Raw genomic sequence first — 14,837 nt, 5'->3', positions numbered from 1 at the left:
GAATCTTGGGACCAGTGGGTCAGCGGTTCCCGCTGCGCGATTCACTGGCGTGAATCGACCTCACCCGAAACGGCCCTGGATGTAGGCCTCGGTGGCGGGTTCCTGCGGGTTGCTGAAGATCGCCTCGGTGCGGCCGGTCTCGATCAGGCGACCCGGCTTGCCGACGCCCGAGAGGTTGAAGAACGCCGTCTCGTCCGACACGCGCGCAGCCTGCTGCATGTTGTGCGTGACGATCACGATCGTGTACTTCTCCTTGAGCTCGTGGATCAGGTCCTCGATGACGCTCGTCGAGATCGGGTCGAGCGCGGAGCACGGCTCGTCCATGAGCAGGATCTCCGGCTCGACCGAGATGGCGCGGGCGATGCACAGGCGCTGCTGCTGACCGCCGGAGAGGCTGGAGCCGGGTCGGTCGAGGCGGTCCTTGACCTCCGCCCACAGTCCGGCGCTGCGCAGCGACCGCTCGACGATGTCGTCGGAGTCGGACTTCTTCATGCGCTTGCTGTTGAGCTTTTGTCCCGCGAGGACGTTGTCGTAGATCGACATCGTGGGGAACGGGTTGGGGCGCTGGAACACCATGCCGATCATCCGGCGCACGTTCACCGGGTCCATGTCAGCGGCGTACAGGTCCTGGCCGTCGACCAGCACCTTGCCCTCGACCCGGGCGCCGCGGATGACCTCGTGCATGCGGTTGAGCGAGCGGAGGAAGGTCGACTTCCCGCACCCCGACGGTCCGATGAACGCGGTCACGGATCGTGCCGGGATCGGGATGGTGACACCTTCGACGGCGAGGAAGTCGCCGTAGTAGATGTCGAGGTCTGAGACGTCGATGCTCTTGGCCATGTGAGTGGTCCTTTCGGGCGGTTAGCGCTCGCCCTTGGGCGAGAAGAAGTGGGAGACGAGGCGGGCGATCAGGTTCAGCAGCATCACGATGATGAGCAGCACGAGGGCTGCTCCCCAGGCGCGGTCGATGCTGAACTCCGGCGGGATGCCGGGGTTGCGCTGTGAGGCGTACGCAAAGACCGGGAGGGTGGCCATGCGCCCGTCGAACAGGTTGAAGTTCACCGAGTCGGTGATGCCGGCGATGATCAGCAGCGGGGCCGTCTCGCCGATGACGCGGGCGATCGCCAGCGTGACACCCGTGACGATGCCCGCGAGTGCCGTGGGGAGCACGACCTTGGCAACGGTGCGCCACTTGGGCACGCCCAGTGCGTACGACGCCTCGCGCAGCTCGTTGGGCACCAGCTTGAGCATCTCCTCCGACGAGCGCACGACGACCGGGATCATCAGCACCGACAGGGCGACCGAGCCGCCGATGCCCATGCGGACGCCTTCGCCGAAGAAGAGGACGAACAACGCGTACGCGAACAGACCCGCGACGATCGACGGGATGCCTGTCATGACGTCGACGAGGAAGCGGACCCAGCGGGAGAGCCGGTTGCCGTCGGCGTACTCCACGAGGTAGATCGCGGCGAACAGTCCGATCGGGACCGAGATGACCGTCGCGGCCCCCGTGATCAGGAGGGTGCCGATCGCGGCGTGGTAGATGCCGCCTCCCTCGCCGACCACGTTGCGCATCGAGTAGGAGAAGAACTCCGCCGAGAGGACCTTGGTGCCCTTGCTGATCACGGTGTAGAGGATGCTGACCAGCGGGAACAGGGCGAGGACGAACGCCGAGGTGACCAGGAGGGTCACCAGTCTGTCGGTGGCCTTGCGGGTTCCCTCGACGATCAGCGACCACAGTGGCGTGGCGAAGCAGATGAGCCAGGCGATCCCGACGGTCGGCGCGAAGCCGCCGTCGAGGACGAAGTAGCTGACCGCGGCGGCAATGGCCGCGAGCGCGACGACCCCGCGCGTGCCCCACGGAGGCAGCTGGGCGGCCCGGAGCTCGGCGGTGACGTCGACGGGGTTGATCGTGGTGGTCATCAGTTGGCTCCGGAGAACTCGGACCGGCGGTTGACGATCGCCCGCGCGGCGAAGTTGACGAGGAAGGTGATGACGAACAGGACCAAGCCGCTGGCAACGAGTGCGTTGACCGACTTGCCGCTCGCCTCGGCAAAGCTCAGGGCGATGTTGGCCGCGATCGTGCTGGGGTTGGTGCTGCTGATCAGGTTGGCCGAGACGGTGCCGACGCTGACCGAGAGGACCATCGCGACGGCGAGCGTCTCACCGAGCGCGCGGCCCAGGCCGAGCATGGCTGCCGAGACGATGCCTGAGCGTGCGTACGGGAAGATCGCCATGCGGGCCATCTCCCAGCGCGTGGCGCCGAGCGCGAGCGCGGCCTCCTCGTGGAGCCGCGGCGTCTGCAGGAAGATCTCGCGGCAGATCGCGGTCATGATCGGCATGATCATGATGGCCAGCACGACGCTCGCGGTCATGATCGTACGACCGGTGGCCGACGCCGGGCCGGCGAAGAACGGGATGAAGCCCAGGTGCTCCTCGAGCCACTTGTAGAACGGCACCATGTGCGGCGAGAGGAACTGGATGCCCCAGAGCCCGTAGACGACGCTCGGCACCGCCGAGAGCAGGTCGATCAGGTAGCCGAGCGCCTGCCCGAGCTTGCGGGGCGCGTAGTGCGAGATGAAGAGCGCAACACCCACGGCGACCGGTACGGCAATGAGGAGCGCGAGGCTGGCTGCCAGCAACGTGCCGAAGACGAGCGGCCAGACGTACGGCAGGAAGTCCTTGCCGCTCTTGACCTCGTCGGGGTTGGCGAGGATGCCGGGGATTCCCTCAACGGTGAGGAAGATCGCGACGCCGGCGAGCACCAGCAGGATGAAGACTCCCGCTCCGGTCGACAAGCCAGAGAAGACCCGGTCACCGACACGGCGAACTACCGGAGCCTTGCTGGGTGTCAGCGTGCTGGTCACAGGTGGTGCCTTTCAAGACTGTGCTCATCAAGAGCGAGGTGGTGCGAGCCGCCCGGCCCCTGTGGGGACCGGGCGGCCGCGGGATCAGGCTCCGGCGATCGTGTCGATCGCGGCCTGGACCTTGGTGCTGAAGTCGCTGCTCAGCGGTGCCGAACCGGCACTCTTGGCAGCGGCTGCCTGACCGTCTTCGCTGGCGATGTACGTCAGCCATGCCTTGACGAGGTCAGCCTGGGCTGCGTCCGCGTACTTCTGGCAGGCGATCTGGTAGGACGCGAGGACGATCGGGTAGACGCCGGCTTCGGCCGTCTTGCGGTCGATGTCGATCGCGATGTCCGTCGTGCCGCGACCTGCCACGGGAGTGGCGGTGTCGAGGACCTTGGAGGCGGCCTCAGGTGTCGGATCGGTGAACGAGTCGCCGACCTTCACGCTGGCCTTGCCGAGGTCGCCGGCCTGGCTCTCGTCGGCGTAGCCGATCGTGCCCTGACCACCGGTGACGGCTGCCACGACGCCCGAGGTGCCTTCGGCAGCCTCGCCGCCCTTGACGGGCCACGTCTCCACGACTCCACCGCTCCAGCCACCTTCGGAGGCCTTGTCGAGGTAGTCGGTGAAGTTCTTGGTCGTGCCCGAGTCGTCCGAGCGGTGGACCGGCGTGATCGCGCTGTCCGGGAGCTTGGCGTCCGGGTTGTCAGCCGTGATGGCCGGGTCGTTCCACTTCGTGATCTTGCCCTCGAAGATGGAGCCGATCGTCTTGGCCGACAGGTTGAGCTTGTCGACGCCGTCCAGGTTGTAGATGACGGCGATGGGGCTCACGTAGACGGGAACCTCGACGATGTCGCCCTTGCAGGTCGTCTTCGCGGTGGCGAGCTCTTCGTCGCTCAGGTAGGCGTCCGAGCCGGCGACCGCGAGGCCACCGGCGAGGAACTGCTCGCGGCCGCCGCCCGAACCGACCGGGTCGTAGTTGACGGTGACGTCGGGGTTCGCGGTCTGGAACTCCTTCTTCCAGGCGGCCACTGCGGCCTCCTGGGCGCTGGATCCGCCGGCGTTCAGGGTGCCGCTGACCTTGGAGTCAGAGCCGGTGTCGCCGTCGGAGCCTTCGTTGGATGCGCCACAGGCTGCGAGGCCGAGGACGAGGGTAAATGCAGCGGCCGCTGTTGCGGAGCCACGGAGGATTGTGCGGTTCACGGGGAGGTTCCCTCTCTGGGATTCTTGCTTGACCCTCCGGACGTTAGGAGTCGCAGGTGTATCGACATCGGAACGCAGGTGAACGCGAGGTGAACGGTGCCGTAACGGTCGGCCTCGGCGTTTTAGGCGAGCTTCTCCACGGCGAGCACGACGCCCTTGCGGTGGTGCACCACGACGCCTTCGCCGGTGCCCAGGTCGTACGCGTCGGTGCCGATCGACTGGAAGATCCAGGGCAGGGTCGGGCGATGCGAGCACAGCACGACAGGTCGGCCACGATCCAGCATCGACTCGACGGACCGGTGGACCTGGTTGGCGTCGGTCTGCTCCGAGAGTCGCTCGTCGATCTCGATGAACGTGCTGATCGAGTACGCGTAGGGCTCGACGGTCTGGGCACACCGCAGCGCCGGGCTGCTGACGACCCGGCTCACTCCGTAGGCGGCCAGGACCGGCAGCACCTGCTTGGACTGCTCTGATCCGACCGTCGTGAGGGGACGCTCGAGGTCGGGCAGGTCGGCACTGCGGGGGGCTGCCTTGCCGTGCCGCAGGACGACCAGGGTTCGGGTGCGGTGCGCCTTGCGGTCGAGCAGCTCGACGAACGTCTCGAGGAGTGCGGTGTCGTGGTCGTACGTGAGCAGCTTGCGCGCTTCGCGGACGCCGACCCACCTCACCTCGTCGACCTCCTTGTTGGGCGTGAACGGCTCCTGCTCGCCGACCAGCCGGGCCGACCAGTAGGACACGGACTTCATCCCGTCGGAGACCGGGTAGGTGAGCTCGCCGAGCGGGTGCCCGAGGCGTACGCGGGCGCCGGTCTCCTCGGCGATCTCGCGGGTGGCGGTCGCCTGCAGGGTCTCGCCCGGCTCGGTCTTGCCCTTCGGAAAGGTCCAGTCGTCGTAGCGCGGCCGATGAATGAGGAGCAGATCGACCCGCGGCTCGGTCCGCCCGGACCCCGCGCGCTTGCGCCAGACGATGCCGCCTGCCGCCGTCGTCACCTGTTCACGCGCCATGATGCGTATTGTCCCCTGAGGAAGTGACCGATGGGTGAAGGAGGAGCAGACGGTATGAGTCCCAGACTTGTCGTGTCATGGATCCTCGCTCCACTCCTGGTGATCGGTGCCGCTCTTTCGGGAGGCTACTGGGTGTCGGCCCGTGCTGGCGATGCCCGGTCCGGCCTGACCTCGGCACTCGACTCCCTGCCCGCCGACACGCTCGTCGCCGGATTCACCGACTGGTCCGCGATCCGCCAGCGCCTCGATCTCGGTGACGCCTCGACGTCGGCGGGGCGGGCGGCGCTCAATGACGACGCGGCGCTCCGCGACCTGTCCACGCGCTCCGCCATCGGGCGCAACGTCGAGGAGATGCACTCGTTGTTCGGGTGGTCGGCCGCCGATGTCGAGTGGGAGGTCTTCGGCCAGGCCGCCGACGGTGCTGCCATGGTCGCCCGGTTCGGCGACTCGGTCTCCCTGTCGGACGTACGAGCGGCGCTCCGCAAGCTGAAGTACCGCCTCGACGACGGCGTGTGGAGCTCGACCAGCGCGACCCCGACGACGGGTGAGCTGTCGGCGACCCTCAAGGCGGTCTCGATCGTCCCCGGCAAGCGACTCGTCGTGGTCGGCGACCGCGACACATACGTCCGGAGCGTCCTCGAGGTGATCGACCGCGACCAGGAGTCGCTGCTCAGCGTACGGTCGGCGGCCCAGGTCGCGTCGTCGCTCGCCGGCACCGACTCGGCGCTGCTGCAGAGCGGCACGATCGCCTGCGCGTCGACCTCCTTCACGCAGCAGCCGGCCGACGTGCGCGCGCAGGCCGCCGCTGCGGTGGCACGCGCCGGCGACCTGGCCAAGCCGACATTCGCCGGGCGCGGGTTGACGGATGTCTCCACGGACGAGCAGGAGGTCCGCTTCGTGTGGGGATTCGGCTCGCCGACCCGTGCGAGGGAGCAGCTGCGGGTGCGCACGACGCTCGCCCGGGGCGCCAACATCGGAGGTAGCGGTCAGGTCGAGGACTCCCTGCAGCTCACCTCCTCGCGCGTCGACGGGACAACGGCGACAGTGCGGTTCGACCACCCCACCAACAGCGCGACCTACATGGGTGGCACCGGCCCATTGCTGTTCGCGAGCTGCTGACGGGACTCGTCAAGCCCGCGAGCGGCGGGAGCGTGCCTGGTCGGTGAGAGTCGCCTGCAGATCGGTGCCCTCATGACGGACCCACGCGCCGTCAGGCCCCAGGTGCCACGACAGGGTCTCGTCGGACACGCTGGTCTCGAGGAGCTCGCCGAGCTGGGCGATGTGCTCAGGTGACGGCACGCGTACGAGCACCTCGACGCGCCGATCGAGGTTGCGGTGCATCAGGTCGGCGGACCCGATCCACGCCTCGTTGGCGCCACCGCCTGCGAACCAGTAGACCCGGCTGTGCTCCAGGAAGCGGCCGAGGATGCTGCGCACCCGGATGTTCTCGCTGAGACCTGGTACGCCGGGCCGGAGCGTGCAGATGCCGCGCACCACGAGGTCGACCGCAACGCCGGCACGGGACGCCTCGTACAGCTTGTCGATGATGGTCTCGTCGACGATCGAGTTGGCCTTGATCCGGATGCCGGACGGACGGCCGGACCGGTGGTTGGCGATCTCACGGTCGATGCGCTCCAAGAGGCCGTCGCGGAGTCCCTGGGGTGCCACCATCAGGCGCCGGTAGGAGAACCGCTTGGCAAAGCCGGAGAGGTTGTTGAACAGGTCGCTGAGATCGTTGGCGATGGCGGGATCGGCCGTCAACAGGCCGAAGTCCTCGTAGAGGCGTGCCGTCTTGGGGTTGTAGTTTCCCGTTCCGAGGTGCGCGTACCGGCGAAGGCCGTCGGGCTCGTCGCGTACGACGAGCGACAGCTTGCAGTGGGTCTTGAGGCCGACCAGGCCATAGACGACGTGGCAGCCGGCGCGCTCGAGCTTGCGTGCCCAGCGGATGTTGGCCTGCTCGTCGAATCGGGCCTTGATCTCGACGATCACGAGCACCTGCTTGCCGGCACGTGCGGCGTCGACGAGCGCGTCGATGATCGGCGAGTCACCCGACGTGCGATAGAGCGTCTGCTTGATCGCCAGCACGTGGGGATCGGCGGCGGCCTGCTCGATGAAGCGCTGCACGCTGGTGGCGAACGAGTCGTACGGGTGGTGCACCAGCACGTCGCGCTTGCGCAGCGCGCTGAACATGTCGGCAGGGCTCGACGTCTCGACCTCGGCGAGGTGGGTGTGGGTGCCGGGCACGAACGGGTCGTACTGCAGCTTGGGACGATCGAGGTCGGCGATCTCGTTGAGGCTGCGCAGGTCGAGCGGACCGCGCAGCCGGATGATCTCGGCATCCTTGATGCCGAGCTCCGACACCAGCAGCTCGAGCACGCCGGGGTCGATCGACTCGTCGACCTCGAGACGTACGGGCGGGCCGAACTTGCGACGCAGCAGCTCCTGCTCGAGCGCCTTGAGGAGGTTCTCGGCGTCGTCCTCCTCGACCTCGAGGTCCTCGTTGCGGGTCACCCGGAACGTGTGGTGGGCGATGACCTCCATCCCGGGGAACAGCAGGTCGAGGTGGGCTGCGATGACCTCCTCGATCGGGACGAAGCGGCCCGGATCGGCTTCCATCCAGCGGTTGATGATCGGCGGCACCTTGACCCTGGCGAAGTGGTCCTTGCCGGTGTCGGGGTTGCGCATCAGCAGTGCGAGGTTGAGCGAGAGACCAGAGATGTACGGGAAGGGGTGTGCCGGGTCGACGGCGAGCGGCGTGAGGACCGGGAAGATCCTGTCGCGGTACTGCTCGCTGATCGCGGTCTGCTCCGACTGGCTCAGCGAGCTCCAGTGGATGAGGTGGATGCCCTCCTCGGCCAGCGCCGGGAGGATCTCGTGGTGGAACGCGTCGGCGTGCTGCTCCATGAGCGTCTGGCTCGTGGCGAGGCTGCTGGCGAGGACGTCGCGGGGACTCAAGCCGCTGGCGGACGGCACCGCGACACCTGCGGCGATACGGCGCTTGAGGCCGGCGATGCGCACCATGAAGAACTCGTCGAGGTTGCTGGCGAAGATCGCAAGGAACCGCACGCGCTCCAGCAGCGGTAGCGACTCGTCGCGCGCCAGCTCGAGCACCCGGGCGTTGAACGCGATCCACGACAGCTCACGGTCCAGGAAGCGGTCGTCGGGCAGACCGGCCTCTGCTGCGTCGTACGGCGGGTCGACGTCGAACTCGTCGGGCGAGGCCGGTGCTTCCAGATCGGCCACCGCAATGTCGTGTGATTCCACAGTTCATGGTTACAGACCAAGGTGAACGCAGATTGAACGAGACGATGGGCTAACTTTGCCGCCATGTCCTTCGTACACCAGGTCCTCGACGGGGCGATGGGCCTCACTGCTCGGTCCCTCATGAAGATGCCGAGCCCGCTCATCAAGCGGCTCGCCGGCGAGCCCCTCGTCGTCAACGGTCGTACGCTCCACCCCGAGATGCAGCTGCTGCTCAAGCTCCAGCGGCTCGAGGGCTCCGCGGTCGAGAGCATCCCGATCAGCCGGGCGCGGCGCCAGATCGTGTCGAGCTCGCGCCTGGTCGGTGGCAGCCAGCCCATCGGCGCCGTGACCGACCGGACGATCGACGGCCCCGGCGGACCACTGCCGCTGCGCTTCTACACGCCTCGCGGACTGTCGGGCCCTGCCCCGGCGCTGCTGTTCTTCCACGGTGGCGGCTGGATCTACGGCAACCTCGAGAGCCACGACGCGCTGTGCCGCTTCCTCGCCGAGGAGGCCCAGGTCCGGGTCATCGCGGTCGACTACCGGCTCGCCCCCGAGGCGCCGTTCCCGGCGGCGTGGGACGACTGCTGGGCCGCCTGGAAGTGGATCTCCGAGCACGCCCAGGGACTCGGGGTCGACCCGGCCCGCATCGCCGTCGGTGGTGACAGTGCGGGCGGCAACCTCGCCGCGATCACGGCCCTGCACGCTGCGGAGGAGGACGGGGTCAAGCCGGCCTTCCAGCTGTTGATCTATCCCGCGACGGACTTCGTCGAGGTCAGCGAGAGCCGCACGACGTACGCGGACGGGTTCTTCCTCACGAAGGCCTTCATGGACCTCGCCCAGGAGAACTATCTCGTGGGCGACGAGGACAAGGCCGACAAGCGGCTCTCGCCGCTGCACCACGACCCGAAGGGTGTCGCGCCGGCGTACGTCGTCACGGCGGGCTTCGACCCGCTGCTCGACGAGGGCAAGGCCTACGCCGACAAGCTGAAGGAGGCCGGCGTACCGGTCGAGTACGTGTGCGAGGAGGGCCTGATCCACGGCTTCGCCAACATGGTGGCGTTCGGCTCGAGCGCTCCCAAGGCTGTGCGCCGCATCGCGTCAGCCCTCCAGCGCGGCCTCAGCTAGCCCCTCGGAGGTCGTGAGCGAAGCGAAGCGGTGCACGAGAAGGATCCGAGCGACTCACTCGTGCGTATGGCCGCCGGCGAGCTCGGGCGCGGCGTACAGGACGTCCTTGGCGTGAGGCCTGAAGCCGAGGCCCTCGTAGACCGCGAGCGCGGGTGAGTTGTCGCCCTCGACATACAGGTCGACCGTACGGATGCCCGACTCCCACAGGTGTCGCAGGCCGCGAGCCGTGAGGGCCTTGCCGAGTCCGCCGCCCTGCGCATCGGGGTCGATGCCGACGACGTAGACCTCACCGAGGTTGTCCTCGACCTTGGTCCAGTGGAACCCGACGATGCGCCCGTCGCGCTCGGCGACGAAGAGGCCGGCGGGGTCGAACCAGTCGTTGCGGGTACGGCGATCGAAGTCCGCGCGATCCATCGCCCCCTGCTCGGGGTGTGACGCAAAGGCCCGGCGATTGACCTCGACGACGGCATCGGCGTCGGCGGGTTCGTACGACCGCAAGGTGATCCCGTCCGGCACCGTCTCCGCCGGCGCCCCGACCATCTCGAGCCGCAGCACCAGCAGCGTGCGCGCGGCGCCGAGCCCGGCGGCAGCAGCCAGTGCCCGGGCTCCCGGGAGATCGCCGTGCGCCCAGAACCGGGTCTCGCCGTCGGCGAGCAGCTCGTCGACGATGCTCCGCCCGATGCCGGCACGGCGACGGTCCGGGGCGACGACCACCTCGACGGGTGCGTCGCCCGACGCGTAGGCGGCAGCGATCAGCGCGCCATCGGAGTCGGTACGCAGGACCAGCACGCGCGCTGCATCACCCGCCCTGAGCGCGAGCAGCGATGCCTCGTTGAACGGCGCGACGCCGTCGACAGCGATGGCACGCTCGCCGAGCTCTTGGAGGCTCATCGCACCCTGAGGTGCCGCAGCTGCGAGGCGACCTCGGCGGCGATCGCCCTGGCGAACGCCTCGGGGGTGTCATCGAGAGGCTCCGGCACGATGTGGTGCACCGTGCCGTTCTCGAGCAGGTCGACGGCACCGATGCGCTGCACCTCGGCCATCTCGGCGGCGTGCTCGAGGTCGCCGTGCACGATCGCGCTCGCTCCTTCGGGAGGCAGTGGTGACAGCCACGCGTTCTCGGCGGCGATCACGACGTCGGCGGGCAGCAGCGCCAGCGCGCCGCCTCCGCAGCCCTGCCCCAGCAGCACCGACACGGTCGGGACGCGCATGGTCGACATCCAGCTGATGCAGCGGGCGATCTCGCCGGCGATCGCGCCCTGCTCGGCCTCGGGTGACAGCTCGGCGCCGGGGGTGTCGATGAACGACACGAGCGGCAGCCGGAGCTCGTTGGCGAGGCGCATGCCGCGGCGGGCCTCACGCAGCGCCGCCGGGCCCATCGGCTTGAAGCGGGTCTGCGTCGTACGGTCCTGGCCGATGACGACGCACGGCTGACCGTCGAGCCGCGCGAAGGCGACGATCATGGCGCTGTCGCGCTCACCCTTCTCGGTGCCCTGGAGCCGTACGGTCGCATCGCTTCCGTAGCGCAACACCTCGCGCACGCCGGCACGGCCGGGAGCGCGCGTGATCTCGATCGACTCCCATGCGGTCTTCTTGCGCTGCACCTCACCGGTACGACGTTCGCGCGTCTGCTCCGTCGGCGCGTCCACGAGCAACCCGAGTGCACGGTCGATCAGCAGGGGCAGCTCGTCGGGCAGCACGACGGCGTCGATGATGCCGCGATCGGCGAGGTTTTCGGCGGTCTGGATGTTGGGCGGGAACGGCTTGCCCTCGAGCAGCTCGTAGACCTTGGGGCCGAGGAAGCCGATCAGGGCGCCGGGCTCGGCGATCGTGATGTGCGCCAGCGACCCCCACGAGGCGAAGACCCCGCCGGTGGTCGGATGGCGCAGGTAGATCAGGTAGGGGAGGCCCGCCGCGCGGTGGTCCATGATCGCGCGCGAGATGTCGACCATGTGGACGAACGCCGGGGTGCCCTCCTGCATGCGGGTGCCGCCGGAGGCCGTGGTGGCGAGCACCGGGATGCCCTCGGCAGTGGCACGGCGTACGGCCGAGACGATGCGCAGTGCGGCTTCACGTCCGATCGAGCCGGCGAGGAACCGGAACTCGTTGACCAGGACGGCGACGGGACGACCGCGCATCAGCCCGCGACCGGTCAGGACGGACTCGTCGGTGCCGGCGCGCTCGGCGGCGGCCACCAGCTCCTGTCGGTACTGCGGGTCAAGACCGGTGTGGTCGACGGGAGAGTCCCACGACTCGAACGAGCCTTCGTCGAGGACGAGTTCAAGCAGACCGTGCGCAGTCAGGTGAGCCATCAGGCCTCAAGCCTATTTCACGGCCTAGACAGTGGCCTCGTCTGCGTCGGCGGTGTCGCGCGCCGAGTCGTTCTTGACCGCGACGAAGCGGTAGCCGACGTTGCGGACCGTGCCGATCAGCGTCTCGTGCTCGACTCCCAGCTTGGCGCGCAGACGGCGTACGTGGACGTCGACGGTGCGAGTGCCGCCGAAGTAGTCGTAGCCCCACACCTCCTGCAGGAGCTGCTGGCGGGTGAAGACGCGACCGGGGTGCTGGGCGAGGAACTTGAGGAGCTCGAACTCCTTGAACGTGAGGTCGAGGCTGCGGTTCTCGAGCTTGGCGGTGTAGCTGGCATCGTCGACGACCAGGCCGCTGGAGGAGATCACGTGGTTCTCGGTGTCACCGTCGCGACCCGCAAGGGTGCGGCCGATGCCGAGGCGCAGGCGCGCGTCGAGCTCGGCGGGACCGGCAGTCGTCAGGATGACGTCGTCCATGCCCCAGTCGGCGGCAGCGACGGCGAGGCCGCCTTCGGTGAGGATCAGGATCAGCGGGCACTCGATGCCGGTCGTACGGATGACGCGGGTCAGGCTGCGTACCTGCGCGAGGTCATGGCGACCATCGACGATCACGGCGTCACACGGCGGCGCATCGAGGAGGGCGCTGGCCTCGGCGGGCAGGATCTTGACGTGGTGGGGGAGCAGGGCGAGGGCAGGAAGGACCTCTACCGACGACTGCTTGCTGCGTGTCAGCAGGAGCAGGTGGGACATCCGCTACCTCCAGTGCTTGCTGGATCTGCCTATGGCAAGAGGCCATGGCAAATCACCAAGGCCTCGTTGCATGGTCAACAATACGACATGTGTCGGAACAATTTCCACGAGGTGAGAACGACGTCACAGTGCGCTACTGGGCGTCGGCTCGGTCTGCCGCGGGCATCGCGGAGGAGTCGGTTCCCGCCGGATCGCTCGCCGACGTGCTGACCGAGATCCATCGTCGGCACCGCGACCGTGATCGTTTCGAGGACGTGATCGGCACCTGCTCGATCCTCATCGGCGAGACCCCGGTCGGGTCGCGTGACCATGCAGACGTACGTGTTTCGGCCGGCGACTCGGTCGAGCTCCTGCCGCCCTTCGCCGGAGGTTGACCCGCGCGCCGACAGGTCGACCTGCCATCATGCGGAGGTGTCGAACGTCGCCTCCACGCTGCTGACCCTGGTGCTCGCGGGACTGCTGACCCTGGCCGCCTACACCGACGCGTGGCTCGTCGCCGCGGTCGTGGTCGTGACGCAGCTCCTGATCGCGCTGGCTCCGATGCCGGTCGTGGACGATGTCGTCGAGGTGCCCAAGGTCGCCACGGTTGCCGGTGCGGGACTCGTCGCGACGGCGCTGTCGATGTGGCCGGAGGTGCTCGAGGGCGCCGACGGCACCTCCGCCAAGGTGTTCGGCCACGCCGACAACGGCATGATCGCGTCGATCATGCCGGCGATCGTCGTGGGTGTGTTCATCGCGTTGGCGACCCAGATGCTGCGTACTGACGGCCGTACGCATCTCGTCTCCACCACCGCCTACTCCGTCGCCCTGGCCGTGCTCGCCGCGCTCACGGTCGGCTGGATCGGGGCCGTCCAGTCCTTCGGCGACGCCGAGGTGGTTGCGGTCGGCGCTGCGGGCGTCACCGCCGGCGTTCTTGTCTGGCTGATCCCGATCGATCGCTGGGTCTGTGGATCCGCGGCGATGGTGGCGGGCGGCGTGGCTGGCGCCGTCGTCGTGCTGAACGTCGACACGGCGATGACCTGGGTCCTCGGTGTGGCGCTCGGGTCGACCGCGGCGCTGTTCGCGGTGCTCGGCCAGCTGCTGGGTCGCTCGTGGGCCGAGGGAAGCTCCCACCCGGCTGCGGCTTGGGGCCTGCCCGGGGCGTTGGCGATCGCACTCGCTGCGCCGATCGTCTACATCGCGGGACAGCTCATCACGCTGTGACGCTCGACGTATCGTTGAAACATGAACGGAATCGTCGTGCTCGGCATCGCCGTCGTCCTGACGGTGCTCGTCGCGGTCGCGGTGTCGTTCAAGAACGGTCGCTTCGCGGCCAAGCCTGACGGCGAGCACCTCGGGGCCGACGAGATCGGCGGCAGGCTCGGCGAGCGGGCGACGCTGGTCCAGTTCTCCAGTGCGTTCTGCGCACCGTGCCGTGCCACCCGCGTCCTTCTGGCCGACATCGCAGACAAGACGCCGGGCGTCGTGACGGTCGACATCGATGCCGAGGAGAACCTCGAGCTGACCCGCAAGCTCAACATCCTGCGTACGCCGACCGTCCTGGTCCTCGACGCCCGAGGCCGCATCACCAAGCGTGCCTCTGGTCTGCCGCGACGCGACCAGGTGCTGGGTGCGTTGGCCGACGCTGTGGCCTGAGCCACACTCCACGGGGACAGGACGCACGCCAATCCCGAAATATGAGACAGGTGTCCATATCGCGGGACGATTCCCGAATCCTCGACAGGAGTTCCCTACTCTGGTTGACATGTTCCAGACGACACATCTGACACGACGCAGGGCAGTGGACAACTGCTGCATGTGCTCGTCGCTGTGTCGAATGCGCTGACCCTTCTCAACTGTCAGCCCTGTCACCGTCGTCGTCTTCGGCCGTGACCTCCCACCTGTCCAGGAGCATCCAGATGTCTGCAACACAGCAGCAGTCCGCGCCGACTCGGGTCGACCCGCGCGGTCTTCGCGTCGCCGCTGGCATCACCGCCGTCGTGGTGGCGCTGGTCCTCGTACTGCCCTCACCGGCACGCGAGATCCTGCTCGCCGTCCAGGTCGCGGTGTTCGCCACCGCGGCATTCGCCGGCTTGCACCGCTCGCCCTACTCGATCTTCTACAAGCTGGTCATCCGTCCCCGGATCGGCGCACCTGCCGAGCTCGAGGACTCCCGTCCGCCGCGATTTGCACAGCTCGTCGGCTTCACGTTCACCGCAGTTGCACTGGTCGCCTTCCTGGCCGGCGCGACGACGGTCGGACTGGTCGCCACGGCGTTCGCGCTGATCGCGGCCCTGCTCAACGCAGCCATCGGCCTGTGCCTCGGCTGCGAGCTCTACCTTCTGCTGCGCCGGGTCTCGCCGGCCAGTGCCTGA

General features: G+C 68.3%; 15 protein-coding genes. 6 read left to right on the top strand and 9 right to left on the bottom strand.

Annotation, left to right across the window (positions count from 1 at the left end):
* Positions 1-60 precede the first annotated feature (60 nt).
* From pstB to ABD683_RS05125, 5 genes are all read right to left on the bottom strand, one after another.
* Positions 61-840, bottom strand: coding sequence for a phosphate ABC transporter ATP-binding protein PstB (gene pstB / locus ABD683_RS05145; RefSeq protein WP_344767921.1), 780 nt, complete (start codon positions 838-840; stop codon positions 61-63).
* A 21-nt stretch (positions 841-861) separates the two neighbouring features.
* Positions 862-1,923: a phosphate ABC transporter permease PstA gene (pstA, locus tag ABD683_RS05140; RefSeq protein ID WP_344767920.1), complete on the bottom strand. Its 1,062-nt coding sequence runs from the start codon at positions 1,921-1,923 to the stop codon at positions 862-864.
* Entirely contained in the window at positions 1,923-2,867 is a 945-nt protein-coding gene (pstC, locus tag ABD683_RS05135; RefSeq protein ID WP_344767919.1) for a phosphate ABC transporter permease subunit PstC, read from the bottom strand. The genes pstA and pstC overlap by 1 nt, the downstream gene beginning before the upstream one ends.
* An 84-nt stretch (positions 2,868-2,951) precedes the next feature.
* The gene (gene pstS / locus ABD683_RS05130; RefSeq protein WP_344767918.1) at positions 2,952-4,049 is read right to left on the bottom strand and encodes a phosphate ABC transporter substrate-binding protein PstS; all 1,098 of its coding nucleotides are present in this window, start codon (positions 4,047-4,049) and stop codon (positions 2,952-2,954) included.
* Between the two features lie 122 nt (positions 4,050-4,171).
* Positions 4,172-5,053, bottom strand: coding sequence for an NUDIX hydrolase (locus ABD683_RS05125; protein ID WP_344767916.1), 882 nt, complete (start codon positions 5,051-5,053; stop codon positions 4,172-4,174).
* A 54-nt stretch (positions 5,054-5,107) separates the two neighbouring features.
* On the opposite strand from ABD683_RS05125, the gene ABD683_RS05120 reads away from it, so the two are divergent.
* On the top strand, positions 5,108-6,172 hold the full coding sequence (locus ABD683_RS05120; RefSeq protein WP_344767914.1) for a hypothetical protein: 1,065 nt from the start codon (positions 5,108-5,110) through the stop codon (positions 6,170-6,172).
* A gap of 9 nt (positions 6,173-6,181) precedes the next feature.
* On the opposite strand, the gene ABD683_RS05115 is transcribed toward ABD683_RS05120, so the two are convergent.
* Positions 6,182-8,317 carry an RNA degradosome polyphosphate kinase gene (locus tag ABD683_RS05115; protein WP_344767913.1) on the bottom strand — a complete coding sequence of 712 codons (2,136 nt, stop codon included), beginning with the start codon at positions 8,315-8,317 and terminating at the stop codon, positions 6,182-6,184.
* 63 nt (positions 8,318-8,380) lie between these two features.
* Between ABD683_RS05115 and ABD683_RS05110 the strand changes: the two genes are divergently transcribed.
* Complete coding sequence (locus tag ABD683_RS05110; RefSeq protein ID WP_344767911.1) at positions 8,381-9,424, top strand: alpha/beta hydrolase; 1,044 nt, start codon at positions 8,381-8,383, stop codon at positions 9,422-9,424.
* Between the two features lie 54 nt (positions 9,425-9,478).
* Here ABD683_RS05110 and mshD read toward each other — a convergent pair whose 3' ends face one another.
* From mshD to ABD683_RS05095, 3 genes are read right to left on the bottom strand one after another with little or no spacing between them, the layout of a single operon-like run.
* The gene (mshD, locus tag ABD683_RS05105) at positions 9,479-10,315 is read right to left on the bottom strand and encodes a mycothiol synthase (protein ID WP_344767909.1); all 837 of its coding nucleotides are present in this window, start codon (positions 10,313-10,315) and stop codon (positions 9,479-9,481) included.
* Positions 10,312-11,736 carry a carboxyl transferase domain-containing protein gene (locus ABD683_RS05100; RefSeq protein WP_344767907.1) on the bottom strand — a complete coding sequence of 475 codons (1,425 nt, stop codon included), beginning with the start codon at positions 11,734-11,736 and terminating at the stop codon, positions 10,312-10,314. The genes mshD and ABD683_RS05100 overlap by 4 nt, the downstream gene beginning before the upstream one ends.
* A 24-nt stretch (positions 11,737-11,760) precedes the next feature.
* Positions 11,761-12,483, bottom strand: a complete 723-nt coding sequence (locus ABD683_RS05095) for a winged helix-turn-helix transcriptional regulator (protein WP_344767905.1) — start codon at positions 12,481-12,483, stop codon at positions 11,761-11,763.
* A gap of 89 nt (positions 12,484-12,572) precedes the next feature.
* Between ABD683_RS05095 and ABD683_RS05090 the strand changes: the two genes are divergently transcribed.
* From ABD683_RS05090 to ABD683_RS05075, 4 genes are all read left to right on the top strand, one after another.
* Complete coding sequence (locus ABD683_RS05090; protein ID WP_344767904.1) at positions 12,573-12,857, top strand: MoaD/ThiS family protein; 285 nt, start codon at positions 12,573-12,575, stop codon at positions 12,855-12,857.
* A 37-nt stretch (positions 12,858-12,894) separates the two neighbouring features.
* Entirely contained in the window at positions 12,895-13,686 is a 792-nt protein-coding gene (locus ABD683_RS05085; protein WP_344767902.1) for a hypothetical protein, read from the top strand.
* Between the two features lie 21 nt (positions 13,687-13,707).
* Positions 13,708-14,118: a TlpA family protein disulfide reductase gene (locus tag ABD683_RS05080; protein ID WP_344767900.1), complete on the top strand. Its 411-nt coding sequence runs from the start codon at positions 13,708-13,710 to the stop codon at positions 14,116-14,118.
* 263 nt (positions 14,119-14,381) lie between these two features.
* Entirely contained in the window at positions 14,382-14,837 is a 456-nt protein-coding gene (locus tag ABD683_RS05075; RefSeq protein WP_344767898.1) for a DUF4395 domain-containing protein, read from the top strand.

The sequence above is a fragment of the Aeromicrobium panaciterrae genome (assembly GCF_039537165.1).
Classification (GTDB): Bacteria; Actinomycetota; Actinomycetes; order Propionibacteriales; family Nocardioidaceae; genus Aeromicrobium; species Aeromicrobium panaciterrae.
Note: the sequence above shows the minus strand (reverse complement) of the source record. Positions and strands in the feature narration are given on the sequence as shown.